The sequence below is a fragment of the Cupriavidus sp. 96C5-1 genome (genome assembly GCF_057798855.1).
Genome location: NZ_JBYOJU010000026.1, coordinates 1 through 20,274 on the forward strand (window position 1 = coordinate 1; position 20,274 = coordinate 20,274).

The following is a 20,274-nucleotide window of genomic DNA, read 5'->3' on the forward strand; positions in this document are numbered from 1 at the left end:
ACCACGCCACGCAGTCCCCCAACCTTGAACCCGTTGCCACAGGAGCCCCCAATGGCCGAACTGATGAACCGCGATGATTTCCGTGCCGCCCTTGAAAACGCCATCAAGGGCAAGAGCGCCAACAAGGCCCCCTTCAGCGTGGCATGGGCCAGCGGCAAACTCTCCCGCGACCACCTCGCCCGCTGGGCCGAGAACCACTACCACTACGTCGGCCCCTTCGCCGACTACCTCGCCTACCTCTACGCCCGCACCCCCGACCGCTTCACCGAAGCCAAGGACTTCCTGCTGGCCAATATGTATGAAGAGGAAATCGGCGGCGATCGCCACACCGACCTGCTGATCCGCTTCGCCGAGGCCTGCGGCACCACCCGCGAGCGCGTGCTCGACCCCGACAATATGTCCCCCACCACCCGCGGCCTGCAAAGCTGGTGCTATGCCGTGGCCATGCGCGAAGACCCCGTCGTCGCCGTGGCCGGCCTGGTGGTCGGCCTCGAATCCCAGGTGCCCTCGATCTACCGCAAGCAGACCCCCACCCTGCGCGACAAGTACGGCTTCACCGACGAGGAGGTCGAATTCTTCGACCTGCATATCGTCTCCGACGAAATCCACGGCGAACGCGGCTACCAGATCGTCCTCGAGCACGCCAACACCGTCGAGCTGCAGCAGCGCTGCCTGAAGATCTGCGAGATCGGCGCCCAGATGCGCCTGCTCTACACCACCGCCCTCTACCACGACTACGTCGCGCAGGAGATCCCACTGCCCGAACTGGACATGGCCGCCTGAACGCCTCGCCAGCCCTGGCGATAACGCGCGGCCGGTGCCCTGGGCGCCGGCCGCCAATGACAGACCGCTTGCGGAAACGTTGTATGCCGAGAGTCGTATTTCACAAGAGTGGCCAGACCTTCGAGGACGAGGTCAAGCCGGGTACCAACCTGGTGGTGCGGGCCGGGATCAAGCAGTTCCCCTATCCCAACCTGCGCTACGAGTGCGGCATGGGCAAGTGCTCGAAATGCGCTTGCCGCGTGCTCGCCGGCGGCGAGCACCTGCCGCCGCCCAACTGGAAGGAAAAGAAGCAACTCGGCGAACGGCTGGAGCAGGGATATCGCCTGACCTGCCAGATCTGGCTGGAGCACGACATAGAACTGAGCCAGGACGAACTGCCGGTGGAAAGCGCGGCAGCGAGCAGCGCCGGGAATACGCCGCGAACAAGCGCCGCGGGTAGCCCTCAATAACCAGCCATCACCACGCAGCGCAGCCATGTACGTCATTCTCAGCAGCAAACCGGGGCAATTCCGCACCGAACTGGTAGCGGGGCTGGTCGCCGTCGAAGCCTACGACTATCTCTTCTATGGCCGCAAGACCGCGCACTTCGTCATCGCCGAACTGGCGCACCCGGTCAAAGTGAAAATCATAGAGGAAACGGCCGGGGACGCAGCGGCCGAAGCCGGCGGCCAGGCGCCACCCGCCATCAACTACGTGCCATCCAAGTTCCTCGATCAATTCGCCACGCTGCAGGATGCACGCGACGAACTCAAGCGCCTGGCCACCTTCGGCAGCATGGATATCGCGCTGGTGAAACGCTGAACGACCCTGAACAACGCCGGATAAACCGTGTACGACCGGCCATGCGCCGGGCAGCCCCCTCATGCCATCGGATCGTTTTTATGATTGAAATCACCTTTGTCAGCAACGACGGCAAGGTCGTCAGCGCCCCCGAGAACAGCAACCTGCTGCGCGTATCGCTGCGCGAGAAAGGCGGCATCCCGTTCAAGTGCGGCGGCGGCCTGTGCGGCACCTGCAAGTGCAAGATCGAACGCGGGCTTGAATTCACCGACGCCATCAAGCCGAAGGAGCGCAAGCACCTGACGGAGGCGCAGTTCGGCGAGGGTTACCGCATGGCCTGCCAGACCTTCGTCAACGGCGATATCAGCGTGTCGTGGGAAGCCCAGCCGGGTGCGCTCAAGCCTGGGCCGGTCGCCGGGCTGGTGACCGGGTAAGCCCTGCAAGGCGCCCCCATTTTCCCTTCAGCGGGTGGCGGCGATGGCACAGCGCCGGCAGGACGGTAACTGCCGCGCACTTGCGCGCCGCGTGGCGGCGCCAAAGCTTGCCGCACCGGCGCAAGGCCGGATACGATGCCGCCACGACACAGACCGGCAGCCCCCACAGCAGCAGCCGGCACAGGAGACAGCCCCCCATGGAATCCCATATCGCGATCGGCGCGGCCCACTGGGTCTACCTCGCCGGCGTCCTTGCCATCGTACTGACGATGGTGTTCCGCGCCAACGTGGTCGTGCCCTCGATCATCGCCACCTTCCTGGTCACGCTGGCCTGGACCCATCGCCCGGTCAGCGCGCTGGCCAGCATCTTCAATGCCAGCTTTGTCGCGGCGCGCGAACTGTTCAATATCTTCCTGGTGATCGCGCTGATGACGGCGCTGCTGAATTCGCTCAAATCCCTGCGCTCGGACGTGCGCATGGTGGAGCCCTTCCGCGCGGTGATGAAGAACGGCCATGCCGCCTACTTCATGCTGGCCGCCATCACCTACGCCATCTCGCTGTTCTTCTGGCCCACGCCCGCGATTCCGCTGGTGTCCGCCATCCTGCTGCCGGCCGCGATCGCCGCCGGCCTGCCGCCGCTGGCCGGCGCCATGGCGATTGCCATCGCGGGCCAGGGCACCGCGCTGTCGTCGGACTACGTGATCGGCGTGGCGCCGGGCATCAGCGCCAAGGCCGCCGGGGCGGCGGTCAGCGCCGCCATGGTGGCGGACCGCGCGCTGGTGCTGTCGCTGATCACCGGCGGCATCGCACTGACACTGGCTTACTTCTCCATCCGCGCCCAGATCCGCCCCGCCAGCGCCGGCCTGCTGGAGCACTGGCAAGGCCGCGCGCCCGATGCCGGCCTGGCACGCGTCGAAGCCGCCGGCTCGTTCGACAAGAGCGAGCTGGCGCGCGGGACAGCGCAAGGCGAACCCTTGGGTACCGATGCCAATCTCGCACGCAGCCTGTCGATGGTGGAGCTGCGCCGCATCAGATGGTCGAAGGCGTTCGCCGTGCTGACGCCGCTCGCTTTCGCCGCCGTGATCGCACTGATGGTCGTGCCCCGGCTCGGCCTGGGCATGGCCGAGCTCAAGGGCGGCGAAGCGGCCGCCATGGTGGGCGGCATGGCCGCACTGCTGATGATCCTCGCCACGCTGGCCGCCGAGGGACCACGCAAGATGCTGGACGTCAGCGCGGAACACATCACCGACGGCTTTGTCTTCGCCTTCAAGGCGATGGGCTCGGTGCTACCGATCGCGGGCTTCTTCTTTGTCGGCGCGGGCGATACCGCGGGCGCCATCCTGCACGCCGGCCCGGGCCATGCCCCCAGCCTGCTGTTCGAACTGATCCAGGGCGCCGAGCGGTGGATTCCCGACAACCACGTGCTGGTGGCCTTCGGCGTGCTGCTGGTGGGCATGATCACCGGTATCGACGGCTCCGGCTTTGCCGGCCTGCCGCTCACCGGCACGCTGGCCGGCGCGCTGGGTCCCACGGTCGGCCTGGACGCCGCCACGCTGTGCGCGGTGGGCCAGATGGGCGCGGTCTGGACCGGCGGCGGTACGTTGATTGCCTGGTCTTCGCTGGTGGCCATTGCCGGTTTCGCGCGCATCCCGGTGCTCGATGCGGTGCGGGCCTTGCTGGCGCCGGTGCTGGCGGGGCTGGCGGTATCGACGATGTGCGCCGTGTTCCTGTGGCGCTGAAGGCCTGGCCGGGCAGGCCCTCGCGTCAAACCCGATGGATTTGACCTGGTCCGATTTGATTTGATTTTCCTGGAGCGATCCGCATGACCACCCCAGCTTCCGCCAGCCCCGCCAGCCCCGCCGATGCCGGCGGCCAGGGCGTGCGTGCGCCGCACTGCATGGTTGCCACCGGCCACCCGCTCGCCGCCCAGGCCGCGTTGCAGGTGCTGCGCGAAGGAGGCAGTGCCATCGATGGGGCACTCGCGGCCGATGCCATCCTGGGCGTGGTGGAGCCGATGGCCACCGGCATCGGCGGCGATCTGCTGGCGATGATCGTGGAGCCCGGCGGCCATGCGGTCAGCTACAACGGCACCGGCCGCGCGCCTGCGGCGTTTCCCATGGATGCGCTCGCCGGCCTGCCCGGGCAGCGCATTCCCGAGCGCCATGCGCTGGCGCTGACCACCCCCGGCGCGGTGCGCGGCTGGGAGGACCTGCACCGCCGCTACGGGCGGCTCGACTGGAAGCGGCTGCTCGCGCCCGCCATCGCGCTGGCGCGCGACGGCTTCGCGGTAGCGCCGGTGGCGGCGCGGGAATGGGCCGTGTTCGACCGCGTGCTGCATCGCGACCCGGTCTGCGCCGCGCTCTATCGCGCGGGCCGCCCGCCCGCGGCCGGCGAGCGGTTCGCCAACCCCGAACTGGCCAAGGTACTGGCGGCGATCGCAGCCGAGGGCGCCGATGCCTACTACCTCGGCATGCCCGCGCGGGCCGCTGAAACGGCCAGCCGCGATGCCGGCGGCGCGCTGGCTGCAGCCGACTTCGCCGCCCACCGCGGTGACTTCTGCATGCCCGCCTCCACCACGTTCCGCGGCCTGACCGTGCTCGAATGCCCGCCCAACACGCACGGCATCGCTATCCTGCGCGCGCTGGACGAACTGGGCGAACTCGATCCGGCGATGCTGGCGCAGGACGATCCCGCCGCCGTGCTGCGCACCGTGCGGGCCATGGGCCGCGCCATGCAATACGCCAGGGAAACCGTGGCGGACCCGGCCGGCAACACGGTCTGCACCGTGGTGGTGGACCGCGACGGCCTGGCAGTCACACTGATGACCAGCATCTTCAAACGCTTTGGCTCCGGCATCGCCGTGCCCGGTTGCGGCTTCGTGCTGCAGAACCGCGGCTTTGGCTTTGCCGGCCCCGGCCATATCAACAGCCCCGCCCCCGGCAAGCGTCCGTATCACACCGTGGTGCCAGGCGCTGCGCTGCGCGACGGGCGCTTCCACGCGGGCTTCGGCGTGGTGGGCGGGCTGATGCAGCCCCAGGGCCAGCTGCAATTGCTGGTGCGGCTGGCGGCGTGGCGGCAGCCGCTGCAGGCCGCACTCGACGCGCCGCGCTGGCGGCTGGAATCCGATACCGCGCTCGCCGTTGAAGCCGGCATGCCGCCGGCCATCGTGCAGGCCCTGCGCGAGGCCGGCTATGGCGATCCCGCCGGTCTTGGCGAACTGGGCGGGCGCAGCGATTTCGGCGGCGCCCAGTTCGTCATGCGCGAGGCTTCCGGCGGACTGCTCGGCGCCTCGGACAAGCGCAAGGATGGCATCGCGCTGGGCGAGTGAACCCCATGAAATCCGTCCACACCCGCCTTGACCTGCTGGAGCCCCCCCGGTGACCCTGAAGATCTGCCGCAGCCCCGCCTCGCGCGCGATCCTCCCAATCCGGGCGGCCGAAGAACCCGGCCTGCCCTACGAGAACATCCCGCTGCATGACGCCTCGGAAGAAGTCAAAGCTGCCTGTAGCGATCAGCGGCAACGCCAGCCGTTCGCGCATCTACTGCACTGCGATGCGATCCCGCGACGCCGGGAATATTTGTAGCTACAAATATTCCTTGCACCCCTGATTTATCGTAGCTACGATAAATTCATGAAGATCACCTACGATCCCTCGAAAGACGCCAGCAACCAAGGCAAGCATGGCGTATCGCTGGCGCTGGCCGCCATGCTCGACTGGTCGGAAGGTTCTGGCCTACGTCGATACCCGTCGCGACTACGACGAAGTGCGCGAAGTCGGGTTCGGCTTGATCGCCTCGCGCCTGTACTGTGCGGTCTTCACGCAGCGTGGAGACGCGATGCACATCATCAGCATGCGCAAGGCAAACAAGAGAGAGGTGATGCACTATGCAGAACACGATTGAGACCCGCTCTGGCCGCACCATCAACCTTCCGACACCGGAGGAGGATGAGGCCATCAAACGCGGCATCGCCCAGGATCCGGACACCTATGAGGTATCGTCAGAGGACTTCAAGAAGATGAAGCCGCTTGGCAAGCGCGGCCGGCCCAAGGCTTCACACACGAAGGAGTTGGTCAGCATCCGCTATGACGTGGAAGTGCTGGACGCTTTCCGCTCTAGTGGAGAGGGCTGGCAAACCCGGATGAATGACGCGCTGAAGGACTGGCTGCACACACACCAGCCGTAGTTGGGTCGGTTGTGCGCTATCCGGCACGGTACCGCGCACCGCATGCCTGGTGTGGATCGTAACCTTTAAACAGGAAATGTCATTGTGCCCACGGAGGGCGTGATGAAACTGACCGATAGCGAACGCGCGGAACTTGGGAAACAGGCCAATCAAGACGTGGCGCTGACGGAGGCAGCCGAAGCGGCGGCCCTCCGCCCTTCCTTCCTCTCTTCCTTGCGCCGCCCATACCAGCCGCCGATCACCAGCAGCAGCGCCACCGCCACGATGTCGCCGCCCAACGCGATCGGGCGCGGGGGACGGCCGCCAGCGATGCCATAGGTGAACCCCTCGATCACCACCGATACCACCGCGCCGAAGACGAAGCAGAACAGGCTATGGCGGCCGATCTGCACCACCGGCCCCATCACCGCCGCCAGCCGCGCCACCCAGCCCGCGCGCACTGCCAGGTAGGCCAGCCACGCCAGGCCGAGAAAGCTCGCCACGCGCAGCCCCGCCAGGCTCTTCTTGGGCAGCGGGAACGCCATGGCCGGCAGCCATGACGGCAGCCATGGCTCAACCACATGCGGGCGCATCCACAGGTAGGCCAGCAAGACGCCGGCCAGCGTCATCGCTACCGCCAGCGCGGTCACCACCCAGCGCACCAGCGCCTGGCGCGGCAGGATCACGTCCGGCCGCAGGCGTGACAGCAGGCCCAGGCCGAACAGCAATTGCCAGGCGAAGGGATTGAAACTCCAGCCGTTGCCGTCGCTGCTCGGCAGCAGCGGCGTGAGCATGGGCGCCATCAGCCAAAGCAGCGCGCTGGCGCCGACAAAGGTCAGCGGCATGGCGCGCGCAATGCGTATCGCCAGCGGCGCGAACAGGATGAAGACGGCATACATCGGCAACACGTCGGAGACAAAGGGCTGCCGCGCCACGCTGAAGACCTCGATCAGCGTGCTGAATGGATGCGCCATGAAGACCGGTGCCTCGGTGGAGCGGATGGCCGGCGCGGGCACTCGCGCCAGCGCGAGCAGCAGACCGAACACCAGCATCAGCACGCCGGTCAGCACAAAGGCCTTGTAGATCTCCCAGCTGCGGCGCAGCAGACGATTCTGCGCGGCGGAGGCGCCATGGCGGGCCTCCATGGCCACATAAGCCGAGCCGGCCGAATAGCCGGCCAGGAACACAAAGATCTCCGCCGCGTCGAAGAACGCGAAATTGCGGATGGTGTAGTCGGCCAGCACGCTGCCGTTCACGTGGTCCACCACGATGAAGATCAGCGCAATGCCGCGAATCAGGTCAACCTCAGTTCTGCGCTGGGTTTCATTCATGGACAAAAGCAACTCCTGCTGTACTCGAACACCCAGGCGCGCCAACAAGGCGCCTGGCTGTCTCCGAAGCCACACGGGGGGATGGCTTCTGTTTATTCAATATGCGCCAATCGGCACTCGAGGCCAAGCGATCAGCATCCGGCATGCTGCCGGCACCACCTTGGCTTTGGCCTCGATTCTTCGAAAAGGTGCAACGAGACATGGCCCGTTCGCGCGGCATGCGTCCGCCGGAAATGGCTATGCACCCCGGCCAATGCCGCTAGGGTGGATTATCCATCACAACCATGGATTCAGCGGCCCGGCGAAGCAGCGCCCGGGCGAGATGATACGGCAGATTGGGGATTACCCTAGGATGTCGTTGCCAAGGGCTTGGGGTGGCGAAGGCAAGCGGCCGCGTTGCGCGAGCTCGCCCAGGCGGCGCATGCGGATCGTCCTGCCGCCGTCACCCAATCACCTCCCCCGCCAGCTCCTGCTCCAGCCACGCCCGGAACCGCCCGACCCCGGGCCGCTCCACGCTGGCCGTAACGATCTCGTAGGACATGCCGTCCGCCACATGCTCGGGCAGCACTACCTGCAGCTGCCCGCTCTTCAGCATGGGCAACACCATCGGCGTGCGCCCGATCGCGATGCCCGCCTGCTGCGACGCGGCGTTGAGCACGTGCGCGTATTGCGAGAAATACAGGCAAGCCTGCTTGGGCGAGCGCATCAGGCCGAGGCGGTGATACCACTGCGTCCATGACATCCACGCGAAGCGGGCTCCCGGGTCATGGAATACCAGCAGCGGCATGTCGAGTATCTGGCGTGCCTCCGAGATGCGCGCGGCCAAAGCCGGCGCTGCCACCAGCATCAGACGCTCCTGCAGCAGCGGGCGTGGCGCATCCGCACTGCTTGCGGGCGCGCGGAGCCGGATGGCAAGGTCGATGCCGTCGCGCTCCAGGTTGACCATGGGCTCGGAAGCGTCGATACGGACGTCGATGCCGGGCTCGGCGGCCTGGAAGCGGGCGAGCTTGGGGACCAGCCACAGGTCGGCGAACGAGGGCGTGGTGGTGACCGTGATGGAGATCCGGTCGACCGCCAGCAGGCGGTCGATGGCGGCGCCCAGCTGGCCGATCGCCAGGCGCGCGGCTTCATAGAGCTGGCGGCCTTCCGGGGTCAGGCTCAGGCCCTTGCCGCCACGCAGGAACAGCGGCTCGCCCAGCACGTCCTCCAGGCTCTTGACCTGCTTGCTCACCGCCGACTGGGTAATGCATAGCTCTTCGGCAGCCGCTGTGAAACTCAGATGGCGCGCAGCGGATTCGAAGCCGCGCAGGGCTTCCAGCGACATGGCGCGCAGCGCATTGGTCGAAGCTCGGCTCAGGATTGACATGACTGCCTGGCATACCGTTGATGAAAAAGCTTCCGGCCGCCCTGGCCGGTTCCCGGCAAGAATGCAGGCACCGCTCCAGAAATTGATTGGCGCGCTTGCCAGGAGGCTGCCGTGAGTACAACGCAAGGCCATTGGATCCTCGGCCCCGGTCCGCTGCGGCTACCGCTCGGTCTTGGATCTTACCTGATCTGCACGGAAGGCATGGTATGGCTCACGCAGCAGTCGGCAGCGCTGGACACGGCCCGCCGCGACACGGTGCTGGCGTGTGGCGAACGCTTTGTCGCCGAGCGGGAGGCAGTGGTGTTCGTCTCCGGCTTTCGCGGCCGGCCGGCGCGCATCGTCATCAGGGAAATCGCATGACGGCGCCGCAGCGGCAAATCCATCCATGCAAGACATTGAGAACATCCGGGAGACAGTGAACATGACCGATATGAACGCCATCAACGCCGTCAGCGCCATCAGCGGCGGCAACGACCTCGTGCAATGCGAGCGGCTCGGCAGGCACGCGCTGCTGGTGCTGAACCGTCCCGACAAACTGAACGCGCTCAGCTATGCGCTGATCGACGCGCTGATGGCCAGACTCGACGCGCTCGAAACCGATCCGGCCGTGCGCTGCGTGATCCTCACCGGCAGTGGCACGCGGGCGTTCAGCGCCGGCGCCGATATCGCCGGCTTCGCGCCGGACATCGCCGCCTCGCCCGAGCAGGCGCTGCGCCGCTTCCTGCAGCAAGGGCAAGCCATGACCCGGCGCATCGAGACCTTCCCCAAGCCTGTGATCGCGGCGGTCAATGGCCTGGCGTTCGGTGGCGGCTGCGAGACGATGGAAGCCTGCAGCCTGGCCATTGCGGCCGAGCACGCGACCTTCGCCAAGCCGGAAATCAAGCTGGGCTTCCCGCCCACGTTCGGCGGCACCCAGCGGCTGCCGCGCCATGTGGGGCGCAAGCGCGCCAACGAAATGATCCTCACCGGCGAGCCCATCGATGCGGCCAGCGCGCTGCGCTTCGGCCTGGTCAACGAGGTGGTGAGCGGCGCCGACCTGTTGCCCGCCTGCCTGCGGCTGGCCGACCGGATCGCCCGGCATTCGGCCATCGCCGTCACCGCCTCGCTGCGCGCGGTGACGCGCGGCATCAACCTGCCGATCGACGAGGGCCTGGCGGTGGAGGCAATGCAGTTCATGGTCGCCGCGGCCTCGCACGATGCGCGCGAAGGCACCAGCGCGTTTGTCGAGAAGCGCCCTGCCGTGTTCCGCGACGCCTGAGCGAGCGCTGCGGCCGCGCCGGCTTATCCGTACCGTCGCTTGCCATTGCGCGCCGCGCGCACGCCGAACTGGCGCTGGAGGCTTGCCAGGCATATATTGACCTGCACGAGCGCGGCCTTCGGCCGCCTGGCCGGCCTCCGCCGGGGCGGCGGGTGGCTGGCACGGCATGCCAAAGGAGACTGGCCATGCAAGCGGAAATGGCAGGCACGACCGCACCGGGCTCATCCAAGCTTGGCGCGGTGCTGCGCGTCACCAGCGGCAACTTCCTCGAACAGTTCGACTTCTTCCTGTTCGGTTTCTACGCCACTTATATCGCTCACGCATTCTTCCCTTCGGACAGCGAGTTCGCCTCGCTGATGCTGACCTTCGCCGTGTTCGGCGCGGGCTTCCTGATGCGTCCCCTCGGGGCCATCCTGCTGGGCGCCTATATCGACGAGGTGGGGCGCCGCAAGGGCCTGATCGTGACGCTGGCACTCATGGCCAGCGGCACCATCCTGATCGCCGTCGTCCCCGGCTACGCCACCATCGGCATGCTGGCGCCCTTGCTCGTGCTCATCGGCCGGCTGCTGCAAGGCTTTTCGGCCGGTGCGGAGCTGGGCGGGGTGTCGGTCTACCTGGCCGAGATGGCCACGCGGGGACACAAGGGCTTCTATACCGCCTGGCAATCGGCCAGCCAGCAGATCGCCATCGTGGTCGCAGCCGGGCTCGGCTTCGGGTTGAACCACTGGCTGACCAAGGATGAGCTGGGCGCCTGGGGATGGCGCATCCCCTTCTTTATCGGCTGCCTGATCGTGCCCTTCCTGTTCGTCCTGCGCCGTTCGCTGCAGGAAACCGAAGCGTTCCGCGCGCGCCGGCACCACCCAAGCACGCGCGAGGTATTCGACTCGATGCTGCGAAACTGGCGCACCGTGCTGGCCGGCATGCTGCTGGTGGCGATGACCACCACCACCTTCTACCTGATCACCGTCTACACGCCGACCTTCGGCAAGACCGTGCTCAAGCTCAGCACCGCGGACAGCCTGGCGGTCACGCTGTGCGTGGGCATCTCCAACTTTATCTGGCTGCCCATCGGCGGCGCGCTTTCGGACCGTATCGGCCGCCGGCCGATCCTGCTGGCGATCTCCGTGCTCGCCCTGGTGACGGCTTACCCAGCGTTGTCCTGGCTGGCCGGCGCACCGAGTTTCGAGCGCATGCTGCTCGTGCTGCTGTGGCTGTCCTACCTGTTCGGCATGTATAACGGCGCCATGGTGGTGGCCCTGACCGAGGTGATGCCGGTGGAAGTGCGGGTGGCTGGCTTCTCGCTGGCCTACAGCCTGGCCACGGCCATCTTCGGCGGCTTTACCCCCGCCATCTCGACCTACCTGATCGAGACGACGGGCGACAAGGCCGCCCCGGGTTACTGGATGGCCTTTGCCGCCGCCTGCGGCCTGCTGGCAACGCTGATCCTGTATCGCAAGGCGCGCCCGATGGCGAAGGCGTTCTGAGGCAGGCGGCGGGCAAGCACTGCCTGGAAATCAGATTCTCTTTAACTGCGCGCCAAACAAGCCGCGCGCCTTCCTGCCGGCCGGGGCCACCGTCCCGCGCAGGCGATGCGGCCCCTCCCCGCCAGACCGCCGCGCCCTCCATCCGGATCGTTGTGCACCGCACCAACCATTCCCGGCAAGCCACTCTTCCAAAAAGCCAAATTGTCGAACCCCGCGCCAGGCGCCACACTCTGTCCCCAGCAGTGCCGGGCACGCGATAGCCGGTCATCGCGCCCGCGCGTCCGGGACGGTCGACAGGGCGCCAGGCCAGCCACGAAACAACGAACCCAAGAGACCAGCAAGCCCAGCCCGGGAGCCGCAACGGCAGCCATATGTCACAGACAAGCACCGACTTCACCTCCCTCCCCGCCCTGGTCGACGCGCAAGGCGCGCTGCGGCCACGCCATCCGGCCGTGGTGCTGGACCAGCGCAGCATCGACTTCGCCAGCCTGAACCGGCTTGCCGACCGCGTCGCCGCGGCACTGCAGCGCGACGGGGTGCCCGCCCGGAGCGTGGTTGCCATCTGCGCGGCCACCTCCATCGAGTATGTCGCCACCTTCCTCGGCAGCCTGCGGGCGGGGGTGGCGGTGGCGCCGCTGTCGCCGTCGCTGAACCCGCAGACGCTGCGCGCCATGGTGCAGGACGCCGGCGCACGCCGGCTGTTCATCGACGCCAGCACGCGCGAGGCATTGCTTGGGCTGGAAGCCGGGCTTGGCGTTCCCTGCATCGCGCTGGACGACGCCGATGCGGGCCTTGCCTTCACCAGGTGGCTGGCGCCCGGGGACGCGCGTCCGGCGCCGGTCGAGGTGCAGCCGGACTGGGCCTTCAACCTGATCTACTCGTCCGGCACCACCGGCGTGCCGAAGGGCATCATCCAGCCTTTCGGCATGCGCTCCTCGCACGTGCAGCGGGCCACCCAGGGCGGCTATGGCCCGGACAGCGTGACCCTGCTGTCCACCCCGCTGTACTCCAACACGACGCTGGTGAGCCTGTTCCCCACCCTGTCGCTGGGCGGTACCGTGGTGCTGATGGGCAAATTCGACGCCGGCCAGTACCTGGAACTGGCGGCGCGCCACCGCGTCACCCACACCATGCTGGTGCCGGTGCAGTACCAGCGCATCCTGGCTCACCCGGCATTCGCCGAGACCGACCTGTCCTCGTTCCGCTACAAATTCTGCACCAGCGCGCCCTTTGCGGCCGCGCTCAAGGCCGAAGTGCTGCAACGCTGGCCGGGCGCGCTGATCGAGTACTACGGCATGACCGAAGGCGGCGGGCGCTGCGAACTGCGCGTGCACGAGCATCCCGGCAAGCTGCACACGGTCGGGCGCCCTTCGCCGGACAGCGACATGCGGCTGCTCGACGACGACGGCCGGGAACTGCCGCCCGATGCGCCGCGCGGCACGCCGGGCGAGATCGTCGGGCATTCTCCGGCGATGATGTCGGGCTACCACAACCATCCGGCCAAGACGGCCGAAGCCGAGTGGTTCGACGCCACCGGCAAGCGCTTCATCCGCACTGGCGATGTGGGCTATTTCGATGCCGACGGCTTCCTGATCCTGATGGACCGCAAGAAAGACATGGTCATCTCGGGTGGCTTCAATATCTACCCGAGCGATATCGAGGCGGTGCTGATGGCGCATCCGGACATCGCCGATGCGGCCGTGGTCGGCGTACCGTCGGAGCGCTGGGGCGAAACGCCGGTGGCCTTCGTGGTGCCGCGGCCGGGCGCTGCGGCCGACGCCGCCGCGCTGCTCGCATGGGCCAACGGCCAGCTCGAGAAAATGCAGCGCCTGGCCGCGCTGGAGCTGTCGCAGGAACTGCCGCGCAATGCCATCGGCAAGGTGCTCAAGCGCGACCTGCGCGAGCGCTTCGGCCGCGCGCCATGAGGCCGCCTGCACGCAAGGCACCCGGCCACGCTAAGCACAAGCGCAGCCGCAGGCGCAGGCGCACGAACTGACACGGACGCACACGAATCCACACCGATACATACGGCTCCGTTCATTCCAGGACACCAGAGTACCCAGACAACCAGGGAGACCCATGAGCATCAACGGCAAGGCTTATATCGTCGGGGCCTACGAGCACCCGACCCGCAAGGCACCGGACAAGACCGTCGCGCAACTGCACGCCGAGTGCGCCAGGGGCGCGCTGGAGGACGCCGGACTCACGCTGCAGGACGTGGACGGCTACTTCTGCGCGGGTGACGCGCCCGGCCTCGGCGCGATCAATATGATCGACTACCTCGGCCTCAAGGTGCGCCACGTCGACTCCACCGACACCGGCGGCTCGGCGTATCTCGTGCACGTCTCGCACGCCGCGCAAGCCATCGCCGCCGGCAAGTGCGATGTGGCGCTGATCACACTGGCGGGCCGCCCGCGCTCGGAGGGATCGAGCGGCACGCAGGCACGCAACTGGGGCGCCAACCTGCCCGACCAGCCATTCGAGGCGCCGTTCAACCCGGTCACGGTGAACCTGTACGCGATGGTCGCGATGCGCCATATGTACCAGTACGGCACCACCAGCGAGCAGCTCGCGTGGATCAAGGTGGCCGCCTCCCACCATGCGCAGCACAATCCCAACGCCATGCTGCGGGACGTGGTGACGGTGGACGATGTGCTGAACTCGGCGATGATTTCCGATCCGCTCCGCAAGCTCGACTGCTGCGTCGTCTCCGACGGCGGCGGCGCACTGATCGTGGCGCGCCCGGAAATCGCGGCCAGGCTCAAGCGGCCCAAGGTGAAGATCCTCGGCGCCGGCGAAGCGGTCAAGGGCCAGCTCGGCGGCATGGTCGACCTGAGCTGGTCGGGCGCCGCCGTCTCCGGCCCGATCGCCTTCGAGGAAGCCGGCATCCGTCCGTCCGATATCAAGTACGCCTCGATCTACGACAGCTTCACCATCACCGTGCTGATGCAGCTCGAAGACCTGGGCTTCTGCAAGAAGGGCGAAGGCGGCAGGTTCGTGGCCGACGGCAACCTGATCTCCGGCGTCGGCAAGCTGCCCTTCAATACCGACGGCGGCGGGCTGTGCAACAACCATCCGGCCAACCGCGGCGGCATCACCAAGGTGATCGAAGCCGTGCGCCAGTTGCGCGGCGAGGCGCATCCCGCCGTGCAGGTCAGGAACTGCGACCTGGCGCTGGCGCAGGGCACCGGCGGCTATCTCGGCTCGCGCCACGGCAGCGCCACCCTGATCATGGAACGGGAGCAATAAGATGAGCACACCTTACACCGCCACGCCGCTCAAGTCGCCGCAGGTGGCGCCGGACAACACCGAATTCTGGGAGGCCGCCCGCGAAGGCCGCCTGCTGGTCAGGCACTGCAAATCCTGCGGCAAGCCGCACTGGTACCCGCGCACGCTGTGCCCGTTCTGCATGGGCGACACCGAGTGGAAACAGTCCTCGGGACGGGGCACCATCTATTCGTTCAGCGTGACGCGCCGCGCCGGCCCCGCGCCCTTCTGCATCGCCTACGTGGCGCTGGAAGAAGGTGTGACCATGATGACCCATATCGTGGACTGCGACCTGGACACGGTGCGCATCGGACAGGAAGTGAAACTCGTGTTCACGCCGACGGAAGACGGGCCGCCGGTGCCGACCTTCACCCTGCGCTGAACGCAAGCGGAGTCGGCGTACCAGGCGCCGCGGCCAGGCCGCGGCGCCTTTTCACATGGCGTGTCAGTCGACGCTGGCGCCAGACGACCTGACCGCGCTGCCCCAGGCGCCGATCTGCGCGACAATGAACTTGCCGAACTCGGCCCGGCTCAGCGTGCTGGCTTCGGCGCCCTCCTGCGCCAGCCTTTTCTTTGCCTCGGGCACGAGCAGCGTTGCCGCAATCGCCTTGCTCAACTTGTCCAGTACGGCCGGCGGCGTGCCGGCGGGCGCCACCACCCCATGCCAGGATACGGCCTGGAAACCCGGCAGCCCCGATTCCGCCATGGTGGGCACGGCGGGCAACGCAGTGCTGCGCGCCGGCGAAGTCACGGCCAGCGCCCGTACCGTGCCCGCCTTGATATGCGGCAGCACCGCCGGCACCGTGGTGAACATGAAATCGATCTGGCCACCGACCAGGTCCGTAATGGCCGGCGCGCCACCCTTGTAGGGCACATGCAGGAATGACAGCCCCGTCTCATCCTTGTACATCTCACCTGCCAGATGCCCCGGCGTGCCCGCGCCAGCCGAACCCATATTGGCGCCGCCCGCCTTCGCTTTGAGGTAGCGGGTCAACTCCGGCAGATTGCCGGCCGGCACGCCCTTGCCTACCACCAGCACATTTGGCACGGTGGCCAGCAGCGCAACCGGCGCGAAATCCTTCACGGCATCATAGGAAATCTTCCGGTAAAGCGTGGGGTTGATGCCGTGGGTGCTGGCCGTGGCCAGCAGCATGGTGTAGCCGTCCGGCGCGGACTGGGCGACCTGCTTGGCGGCGATGGTGCCGTTGGCGCCGCCACGGTTGTCCACCAGCACGGTCTGACCGAGGGTCTTGCCGATCTCCGCGGCGACGGTGCGGGCGAGAATGTCCGATGTCCCGCCCGCGGGGTGCGGCACGACCAGCGTGATCGGCCTGGCCGGATACGCCTGGGCGCGGGCCGGCGGCGCCAGCATGCTGGCCGCCAGCGCGCACGCCGCCAAGCCAAAAGTACAGATTCGATTCATTCTTGTCTCCTGTTTATATCGATGATGCCTATCGACGATTCGAGTGGGGATCGGGATAGCGGGTCCGGCGCGCGTGCCGGTGGCAATGCGGGGCGTTCGCCGGCGCACGATGCCGGCGAACCGGGCGGCACGTCGCGAGGCGAGGGATGGCGGCTCTGGCCTGCGGAGCCGCCGTGACGGCGAAGTTCAGTCCGAGCCGAGCACCAGGTTACCGGGCCGGCGTTTTTCGATATTCCACTTCAGCAGCGCCGCGCTGCGATAGATGCCGTGCGCGAACTTGCCATAAGGCAGGGTCAGGAACAGCGCCATCACCACGCCGAGGTGCAGCGCCAGCAGCAGCGCCATGGCGGCGCTATCGCGCCAGGCCAGCAGCGCCAGGCCGCTCAGGCTGGTGAGGAACAGCAGCGCGATGAAGCCGCGGTCCATCGGCTTCTGCGCCGCGTCGCCGGTGCGCGGATCGCGCTTGAGGTTGAGCCAGAGCAGGCCCGCCGGGCCGATCAGCAGGCCGATGCCGCCGGCGGTGCCGAGCAGCACCGGCAGGCTGCCCAGCGCATAGGGCGCATGCAGGTCCAGCAGGTAGTGGTACAGCGTGGCCACCGCGGTGGCGGCAAAGCACAGCATGAAGCCATAGAAGGTGAAATGGTGGAAGCGCCGGCGCCACAGGGTGAACGCATCGTCCGCGTTGTTGCAGCCCTGGCCATGGCCGCCGTCGAGGTAGCGCAAGCGCAGCGCGTCGTGCGCAGCGCCGCCGATGGCCGGGCCGCGGGCTTCCCCCTCGATCTCGCCGGGAGACACCTTGCGCCAGAAGCGCGTCACGCCCACGCCCAGCGCCAGCACCGCGAAGCCGAACACCGCACCGAACATCGCCGCCAGCAGGTTGTGCGGGAAGATGGCGTAGAAGTTGCCAGCCAGCGGCGCGTGCAGCAGGCTGCCGCGCATGGCCACGGCCAGCACCAGGAACAACACCAGCCCGGCCGCCAGCGCGAGTGCCGTGGCCAGGCCGGCGCGGCGGTACAGGCCGCCGAAAGCGCCAGGCCAGGCGTAGTCGGCATACGTCTGTGCCCTCACCTTGGCCATGGCCTGCGGCACATTGACCGCGAACTCGTGCGGCGGCGCGTACTGGCAGGCGTGGTAGCAGGCGCCGCAGTTGTGGCACAGGTTGGACAGGTAGTGGATATCGGCCTTGGCGAACTCCAGCCGGCGCGTCATGGCCGGAAACACGGCGCAAAAGCCTTCGCAATAGCGGCAGGCATTGCAGATCTGCATGACGCGGCCAACCTCGGCTTCGTCCCCGGTGAGCGGCAGCACGCCTTGGGCCAGCGCCGCCGCTTCGCGCGTCAGCGCTTCAAGATGTTGCATGCTGCTTTTCCCCGATATCGTCATGACTGGGCCGCCCGAGCGCGGCGGCGGCGGCCTGCGTGCCGGCGATGCGGCCGAAGGCGGTGCCAATGGCCATGCCGACGCCGGCCGTATAGCCCTTGCCGAGCACATTGCCGGCCATCATCTCGCCGGCCACGAACAGGTTGGCGCTGGGCTTGCCGCCGAAGTGCACGGCGGCGTGCTCGTTCACCTTGAGGCCAAGATAGGTAAAGGTGATGCCGGGACGCAGCGCATAGCCGAAGAACGGCGCGGTGTCGATGGGCCGCGCCCAATGCGTCTTGGCCGGCGCGATGCCCTCGGTATGGCAATCGTCCAGCACGGTGTGGTCGAAGGTGCCGACGCGGCAGGCCGCGTTGTATTGCTCGATGGTGCGCACGAAGGTGGCGTCGTCCAGCCCCAGCTGGCGGGCCAGTTCGGGCAGCGTATTGGCACGCACGCCCGGAAACACCGGCGGCATGAAGCGGCCCACGGCCTTGGCGTCGATGATCGAATAGCCGATCTGCCCCGGCTGCTGGGCCACCAGCCGGCCCCAGATCGCGTAGCGCTTGGGCCAGAAATCCTCGCCTTCGTCGTAGAAGCGCTCGGCATTGCGGTTGAGCATCACGCCCAGCGAGACGCAGTCGACCCGGGTGCAGATGCCGCCGTCGTACAGCGGTGCGCGCGCGTCGATGGCCACGCAGTGCGATTGCGAGGGATCGCCGATGGCGTCGGCACCCGCTTCGATCATGAATTTCAGCAGCACACCCATATTGAAGCGGGTACCGCGGATCAGGAAGTTGTCGGCCGGCCAGTCGCCGTCCGCGTTCCGGCCCCAGGCCTCGCGCAGCCATGCGCGGTTGGATTCGAAGCCCCCGGCGGCCAGCACGCAGCTGCGCGCCGCGATGCGCTCGCTGCCGATGCGGGCCGCGACGAAGCGCTCGCCGTCCAGCTCGATGGCGTCCACCGGGGCGTTGTAGCGCACCTGCACGCCAAGCGCCTCGGCGCTGCGGAAGTAGGCGTTGACCAGGGCCTTGCCGCCGCCCATGAAGAAGGCGTTGGTTCGCGCCACATGCAGGGCGCCCGACAGCGGCGGCTGAAAGTGCACGCCGTGGCTGCGCATCCAGTCGCGGCAGCTGGACGAGGCGCGGATCGCCAGGCGGGCCAGGCGCTCGTCGGTCAGGCCGCCGGTGACCTTGAGCAGATCCTGCCAGTATTCCTCTTCGGGATAGGCCTCGATCAGCACGTCTTGCGGCGCGTCGTGCATGCAGCGCAGGTTGCGGGTGTGCTGGGAATTGCCGCCGCGCCACTCGCGCGGGGCCGCCTCCAGCAGCAGCACGCTGGCGCCGGCTTCGCGCGCCATCAGGGCGGCGCACAGGGCGGCGTTGCCGCCGCCGATGACCAGGACGTCGATCATGGGCGGGCGCCTCCGGCAAGGCGGCGGGAAATCAGCGCGGACGGCTTCCGGATTGGCTTCCGGATTCGAGGAATGACAAACACGATGATGGTTCCGGTGGGGATGCCGGCACTGTACCGGCCCATCGGCCTCCTGCTAAGGCCCGGGATCGCATGGGGGTATCACGAATCGTGATACCGAGCCCCCAATACTCCCGGCCCTCGGCCTCAGCCCTCCGGCCCCAGCAGGCGGGCGCCCCGCCAGGCGCCGGAGCGCACCAGCTCGCGGGCGCAATCGGCCAGCACCACGCGCAAGGCCAGCGCGGCGGGCGAAAGCTCATCGTCGGACAGGCTGCATAGCACATTCTGCCGCCGCACCTTGGGATCGGCGATCTCGGCCAGGTGGAAACGCGCCTGCGCATCGGCATAGCGCCCCACCGCCGCCCAGGGCTGCAGGGTGGCGCCAAACCCGAGATCGACGGCGTCCATCAACATGGCCAGGGAATCCACCTCCTGCACCACCTGCGGCACGATCTTCACGCGGGCAAACGCGGCATCGAGGGTGCTGCGCAGCCCGTGCAGGCCGGTGGGCATGATCAGCGGCACCTCCCGCAACTGCGCCATGCGCAGCCGCGCGGGGACATCGGCATCGACGCCGGCGGGCAGCGCCTTGCGCGAGCGGATCAGGAACAGGGTTTCCTCCAGCAGCGGCGTCACGCTCCAGCGACGCGCCACATGGGTGTCGAACAGTACCGCCAGGTCGAGCTGGCGCGCATTGAGCATGGCGCTGAGGTGGCCCGACAGGCTCTCCACCATATGCAGGCGCACATCGGGATAGCGCTCGCGCATGGCGCGCATCAGCGGCACGCCGATCACCGAGGCGGTGGTGGGCGCCAGGCCCACGCTGACGGTACCGGAAAGCCGCGCATGATGGGCGGCGCGCTTGGCCTGCTCGGCGTGGCGCAGCGCCAGTTGAGCCTCGCGGAAAAACGCCAGGCCCGCCTCCGTAGGGGTCACGCCGCGCGTGGTCCGGCGCAGCAGCCGGGTCGAGAGTTCGCCCTCCAGCCGGCTGATCTGCTGGCTCATGGCGGACTGCACCATATCGAGATCGAGCGCGGCGCGGCTCATGCTGCCGAGCTCGACCACCCGGACAAAATACTGAAGCTGGCGCAGTTCCATCTGGCTCCCCCGCGAGGCCGGCCACGCCGCGCCGGCGTGGTCCGAGGTCTGGA

Annotated in this window: 20 protein-coding genes and 1 pseudogene; 15 read left to right on the plus strand and 6 right to left on the minus strand. The window is 67.8% G+C overall.

Translation table 11 applies throughout. From position 1 onward, the window contains the following. The first annotated feature begins 51 nt into the window (after nucleotides 1–51). From AC3FOF_RS25090 to AC3FOF_RS25130, 9 genes and pseudogenes are all read left to right on the plus strand, one after another. Nucleotides 52–783: an iron-containing redox enzyme family protein gene (locus tag AC3FOF_RS25090; protein WP_488728125.1), complete on the plus strand. Its 732-nt coding sequence runs from the start codon at nucleotides 52–54 to the stop codon at nucleotides 781–783. A gap of 83 nt (nucleotides 784–866) precedes the next feature. Next, entirely contained in the window at nucleotides 867–1,232 is a 366-nt protein-coding gene (locus tag AC3FOF_RS25095) for a 2Fe-2S iron-sulfur cluster-binding protein (RefSeq protein ID WP_017223917.1), read from the plus strand. A 25-nt stretch (nucleotides 1,233–1,257) separates the two neighbouring features. Continuing rightward, nucleotides 1,258–1,584, plus strand: coding sequence for a hypothetical protein (locus AC3FOF_RS25100; RefSeq protein WP_017223916.1), 327 nt, complete (start codon nucleotides 1,258–1,260; stop codon nucleotides 1,582–1,584). An 80-nt stretch (nucleotides 1,585–1,664) separates the two neighbouring features. After that, on the plus strand, nucleotides 1,665–1,997 hold the full coding sequence (locus AC3FOF_RS25105; RefSeq protein ID WP_017223915.1) for a 2Fe-2S iron-sulfur cluster-binding protein: 333 nt from the start codon (nucleotides 1,665–1,667) through the stop codon (nucleotides 1,995–1,997). A 197-nt stretch (nucleotides 1,998–2,194) separates the two neighbouring features. Continuing rightward, on the plus strand, nucleotides 2,195–3,736 hold the full coding sequence (locus tag AC3FOF_RS25110; protein WP_488728126.1) for a hypothetical protein: 1,542 nt from the start codon (nucleotides 2,195–2,197) through the stop codon (nucleotides 3,734–3,736). A gap of 83 nt (nucleotides 3,737–3,819) precedes the next feature. Continuing rightward, on the plus strand, nucleotides 3,820–5,325 hold the full coding sequence (locus tag AC3FOF_RS25115; protein ID WP_488728127.1) for a gamma-glutamyltransferase family protein: 1,506 nt from the start codon (nucleotides 3,820–3,822) through the stop codon (nucleotides 5,323–5,325). 49 nt (nucleotides 5,326–5,374) lie between these two features. Then, nucleotides 5,375–5,581 (plus strand): hypothetical protein, encoded by a 207-nt coding sequence (locus tag AC3FOF_RS25120; protein WP_488728128.1) that lies wholly within the window; start codon nucleotides 5,375–5,377, stop codon nucleotides 5,579–5,581. Between the two features lie 48 nt (nucleotides 5,582–5,629). Then, a pseudogene (locus tag AC3FOF_RS25125) lies at nucleotides 5,630–5,900 on the plus strand (BrnT family toxin). Next, complete coding sequence (locus AC3FOF_RS25130) at nucleotides 5,884–6,183, plus strand: BrnA antitoxin family protein (protein WP_488728129.1); 300 nt, start codon at nucleotides 5,884–5,886, stop codon at nucleotides 6,181–6,183. The pseudogene AC3FOF_RS25125 and the gene AC3FOF_RS25130 overlap by 17 nt, the downstream one beginning before the upstream one ends. 149 nt (nucleotides 6,184–6,332) lie before the next feature. On the opposite strand, the gene AC3FOF_RS25135 is transcribed toward AC3FOF_RS25130, so the two are convergent. Together AC3FOF_RS25135 and AC3FOF_RS25140 are read right to left on the minus strand one after the other, a co-directional pair. Next, on the minus strand, nucleotides 6,333–7,493 hold the full coding sequence (locus tag AC3FOF_RS25135) for an OpgC domain-containing protein (RefSeq protein ID WP_017227871.1): 1,161 nt from the start codon (nucleotides 7,491–7,493) through the stop codon (nucleotides 6,333–6,335). A 442-nt stretch (nucleotides 7,494–7,935) separates the two neighbouring features. Next, nucleotides 7,936–8,859 carry a LysR substrate-binding domain-containing protein gene (locus AC3FOF_RS25140; protein ID WP_488728130.1) on the minus strand — a complete coding sequence of 308 codons (924 nt, stop codon included), beginning with the start codon at nucleotides 8,857–8,859 and terminating at the stop codon, nucleotides 7,936–7,938. A gap of 111 nt (nucleotides 8,860–8,970) precedes the next feature. On the opposite strand from AC3FOF_RS25140, the gene AC3FOF_RS25145 reads away from it, so the two are divergent. The 6 genes from AC3FOF_RS25145 to AC3FOF_RS25170 all read left to right on the plus strand — a co-directional run bounded on the left by AC3FOF_RS25145 (nucleotide 8,971) and on the right by AC3FOF_RS25170 (nucleotide 15,250). Next, complete coding sequence (locus tag AC3FOF_RS25145) at nucleotides 8,971–9,219, plus strand: DUF2917 domain-containing protein (protein ID WP_276266303.1); 249 nt, start codon at nucleotides 8,971–8,973, stop codon at nucleotides 9,217–9,219. Between the two features lie 61 nt (nucleotides 9,220–9,280). Continuing rightward, nucleotides 9,281–10,117: a crotonase/enoyl-CoA hydratase family protein gene (locus AC3FOF_RS25150; protein ID WP_488728131.1), complete on the plus strand. Its 837-nt coding sequence runs from the start codon at nucleotides 9,281–9,283 to the stop codon at nucleotides 10,115–10,117. A gap of 185 nt (nucleotides 10,118–10,302) precedes the next feature. Further along, complete coding sequence (locus AC3FOF_RS25155) at nucleotides 10,303–11,601, plus strand: MFS transporter (RefSeq protein WP_488728132.1); 1,299 nt, start codon at nucleotides 10,303–10,305, stop codon at nucleotides 11,599–11,601. Between the two features lie 371 nt (nucleotides 11,602–11,972). Continuing rightward, a complete protein-coding gene (locus tag AC3FOF_RS25160; RefSeq protein WP_488728133.1) occupies nucleotides 11,973–13,526 on the plus strand; it encodes a class I adenylate-forming enzyme family protein in 1,554 nt (517 codons plus the stop codon). A gap of 154 nt (nucleotides 13,527–13,680) precedes the next feature. After that, nucleotides 13,681–14,850 carry a thiolase domain-containing protein gene (locus tag AC3FOF_RS25165; RefSeq protein WP_017229742.1) on the plus strand — a complete coding sequence of 390 codons (1,170 nt, stop codon included), beginning with the start codon at nucleotides 13,681–13,683 and terminating at the stop codon, nucleotides 14,848–14,850. A 1-nt stretch (nucleotide 14,851) separates the two neighbouring features. Then, nucleotides 14,852–15,250: a Zn-ribbon domain-containing OB-fold protein gene (locus AC3FOF_RS25170; RefSeq protein WP_488728134.1), complete on the plus strand. Its 399-nt coding sequence runs from the start codon at nucleotides 14,852–14,854 to the stop codon at nucleotides 15,248–15,250. A 63-nt stretch (nucleotides 15,251–15,313) separates the two neighbouring features. On the opposite strand, the gene AC3FOF_RS25175 is transcribed toward AC3FOF_RS25170, so the two are convergent. From AC3FOF_RS25175 to AC3FOF_RS25190, 4 genes are all read right to left on the minus strand, one after another. Further along, a complete protein-coding gene (locus tag AC3FOF_RS25175; protein WP_488728135.1) occupies nucleotides 15,314–16,291 on the minus strand; it encodes a Bug family tripartite tricarboxylate transporter substrate binding protein in 978 nt (325 codons plus the stop codon). 186 nt (nucleotides 16,292–16,477) lie between these two features. Further along, a complete protein-coding gene (gene tcuB / locus AC3FOF_RS25180; protein WP_488728136.1) occupies nucleotides 16,478–17,650 on the minus strand; it encodes a tricarballylate utilization 4Fe-4S protein TcuB in 1,173 nt (390 codons plus the stop codon). Next, on the minus strand, nucleotides 17,637–19,064 hold the full coding sequence (gene tcuA / locus AC3FOF_RS25185) for an FAD-dependent tricarballylate dehydrogenase TcuA (RefSeq protein WP_488728137.1): 1,428 nt from the start codon (nucleotides 19,062–19,064) through the stop codon (nucleotides 17,637–17,639). The genes tcuB and tcuA overlap by 14 nt, the downstream gene beginning before the upstream one ends. A 206-nt stretch (nucleotides 19,065–19,270) precedes the next feature. Next, the gene (locus AC3FOF_RS25190; RefSeq protein ID WP_276269016.1) at nucleotides 19,271–20,221 is read right to left on the minus strand and encodes a LysR family transcriptional regulator; all 951 of its coding nucleotides are present in this window, start codon (nucleotides 20,219–20,221) and stop codon (nucleotides 19,271–19,273) included. Between the last annotated feature and the right edge of the window lie 53 nt (nucleotides 20,222–20,274).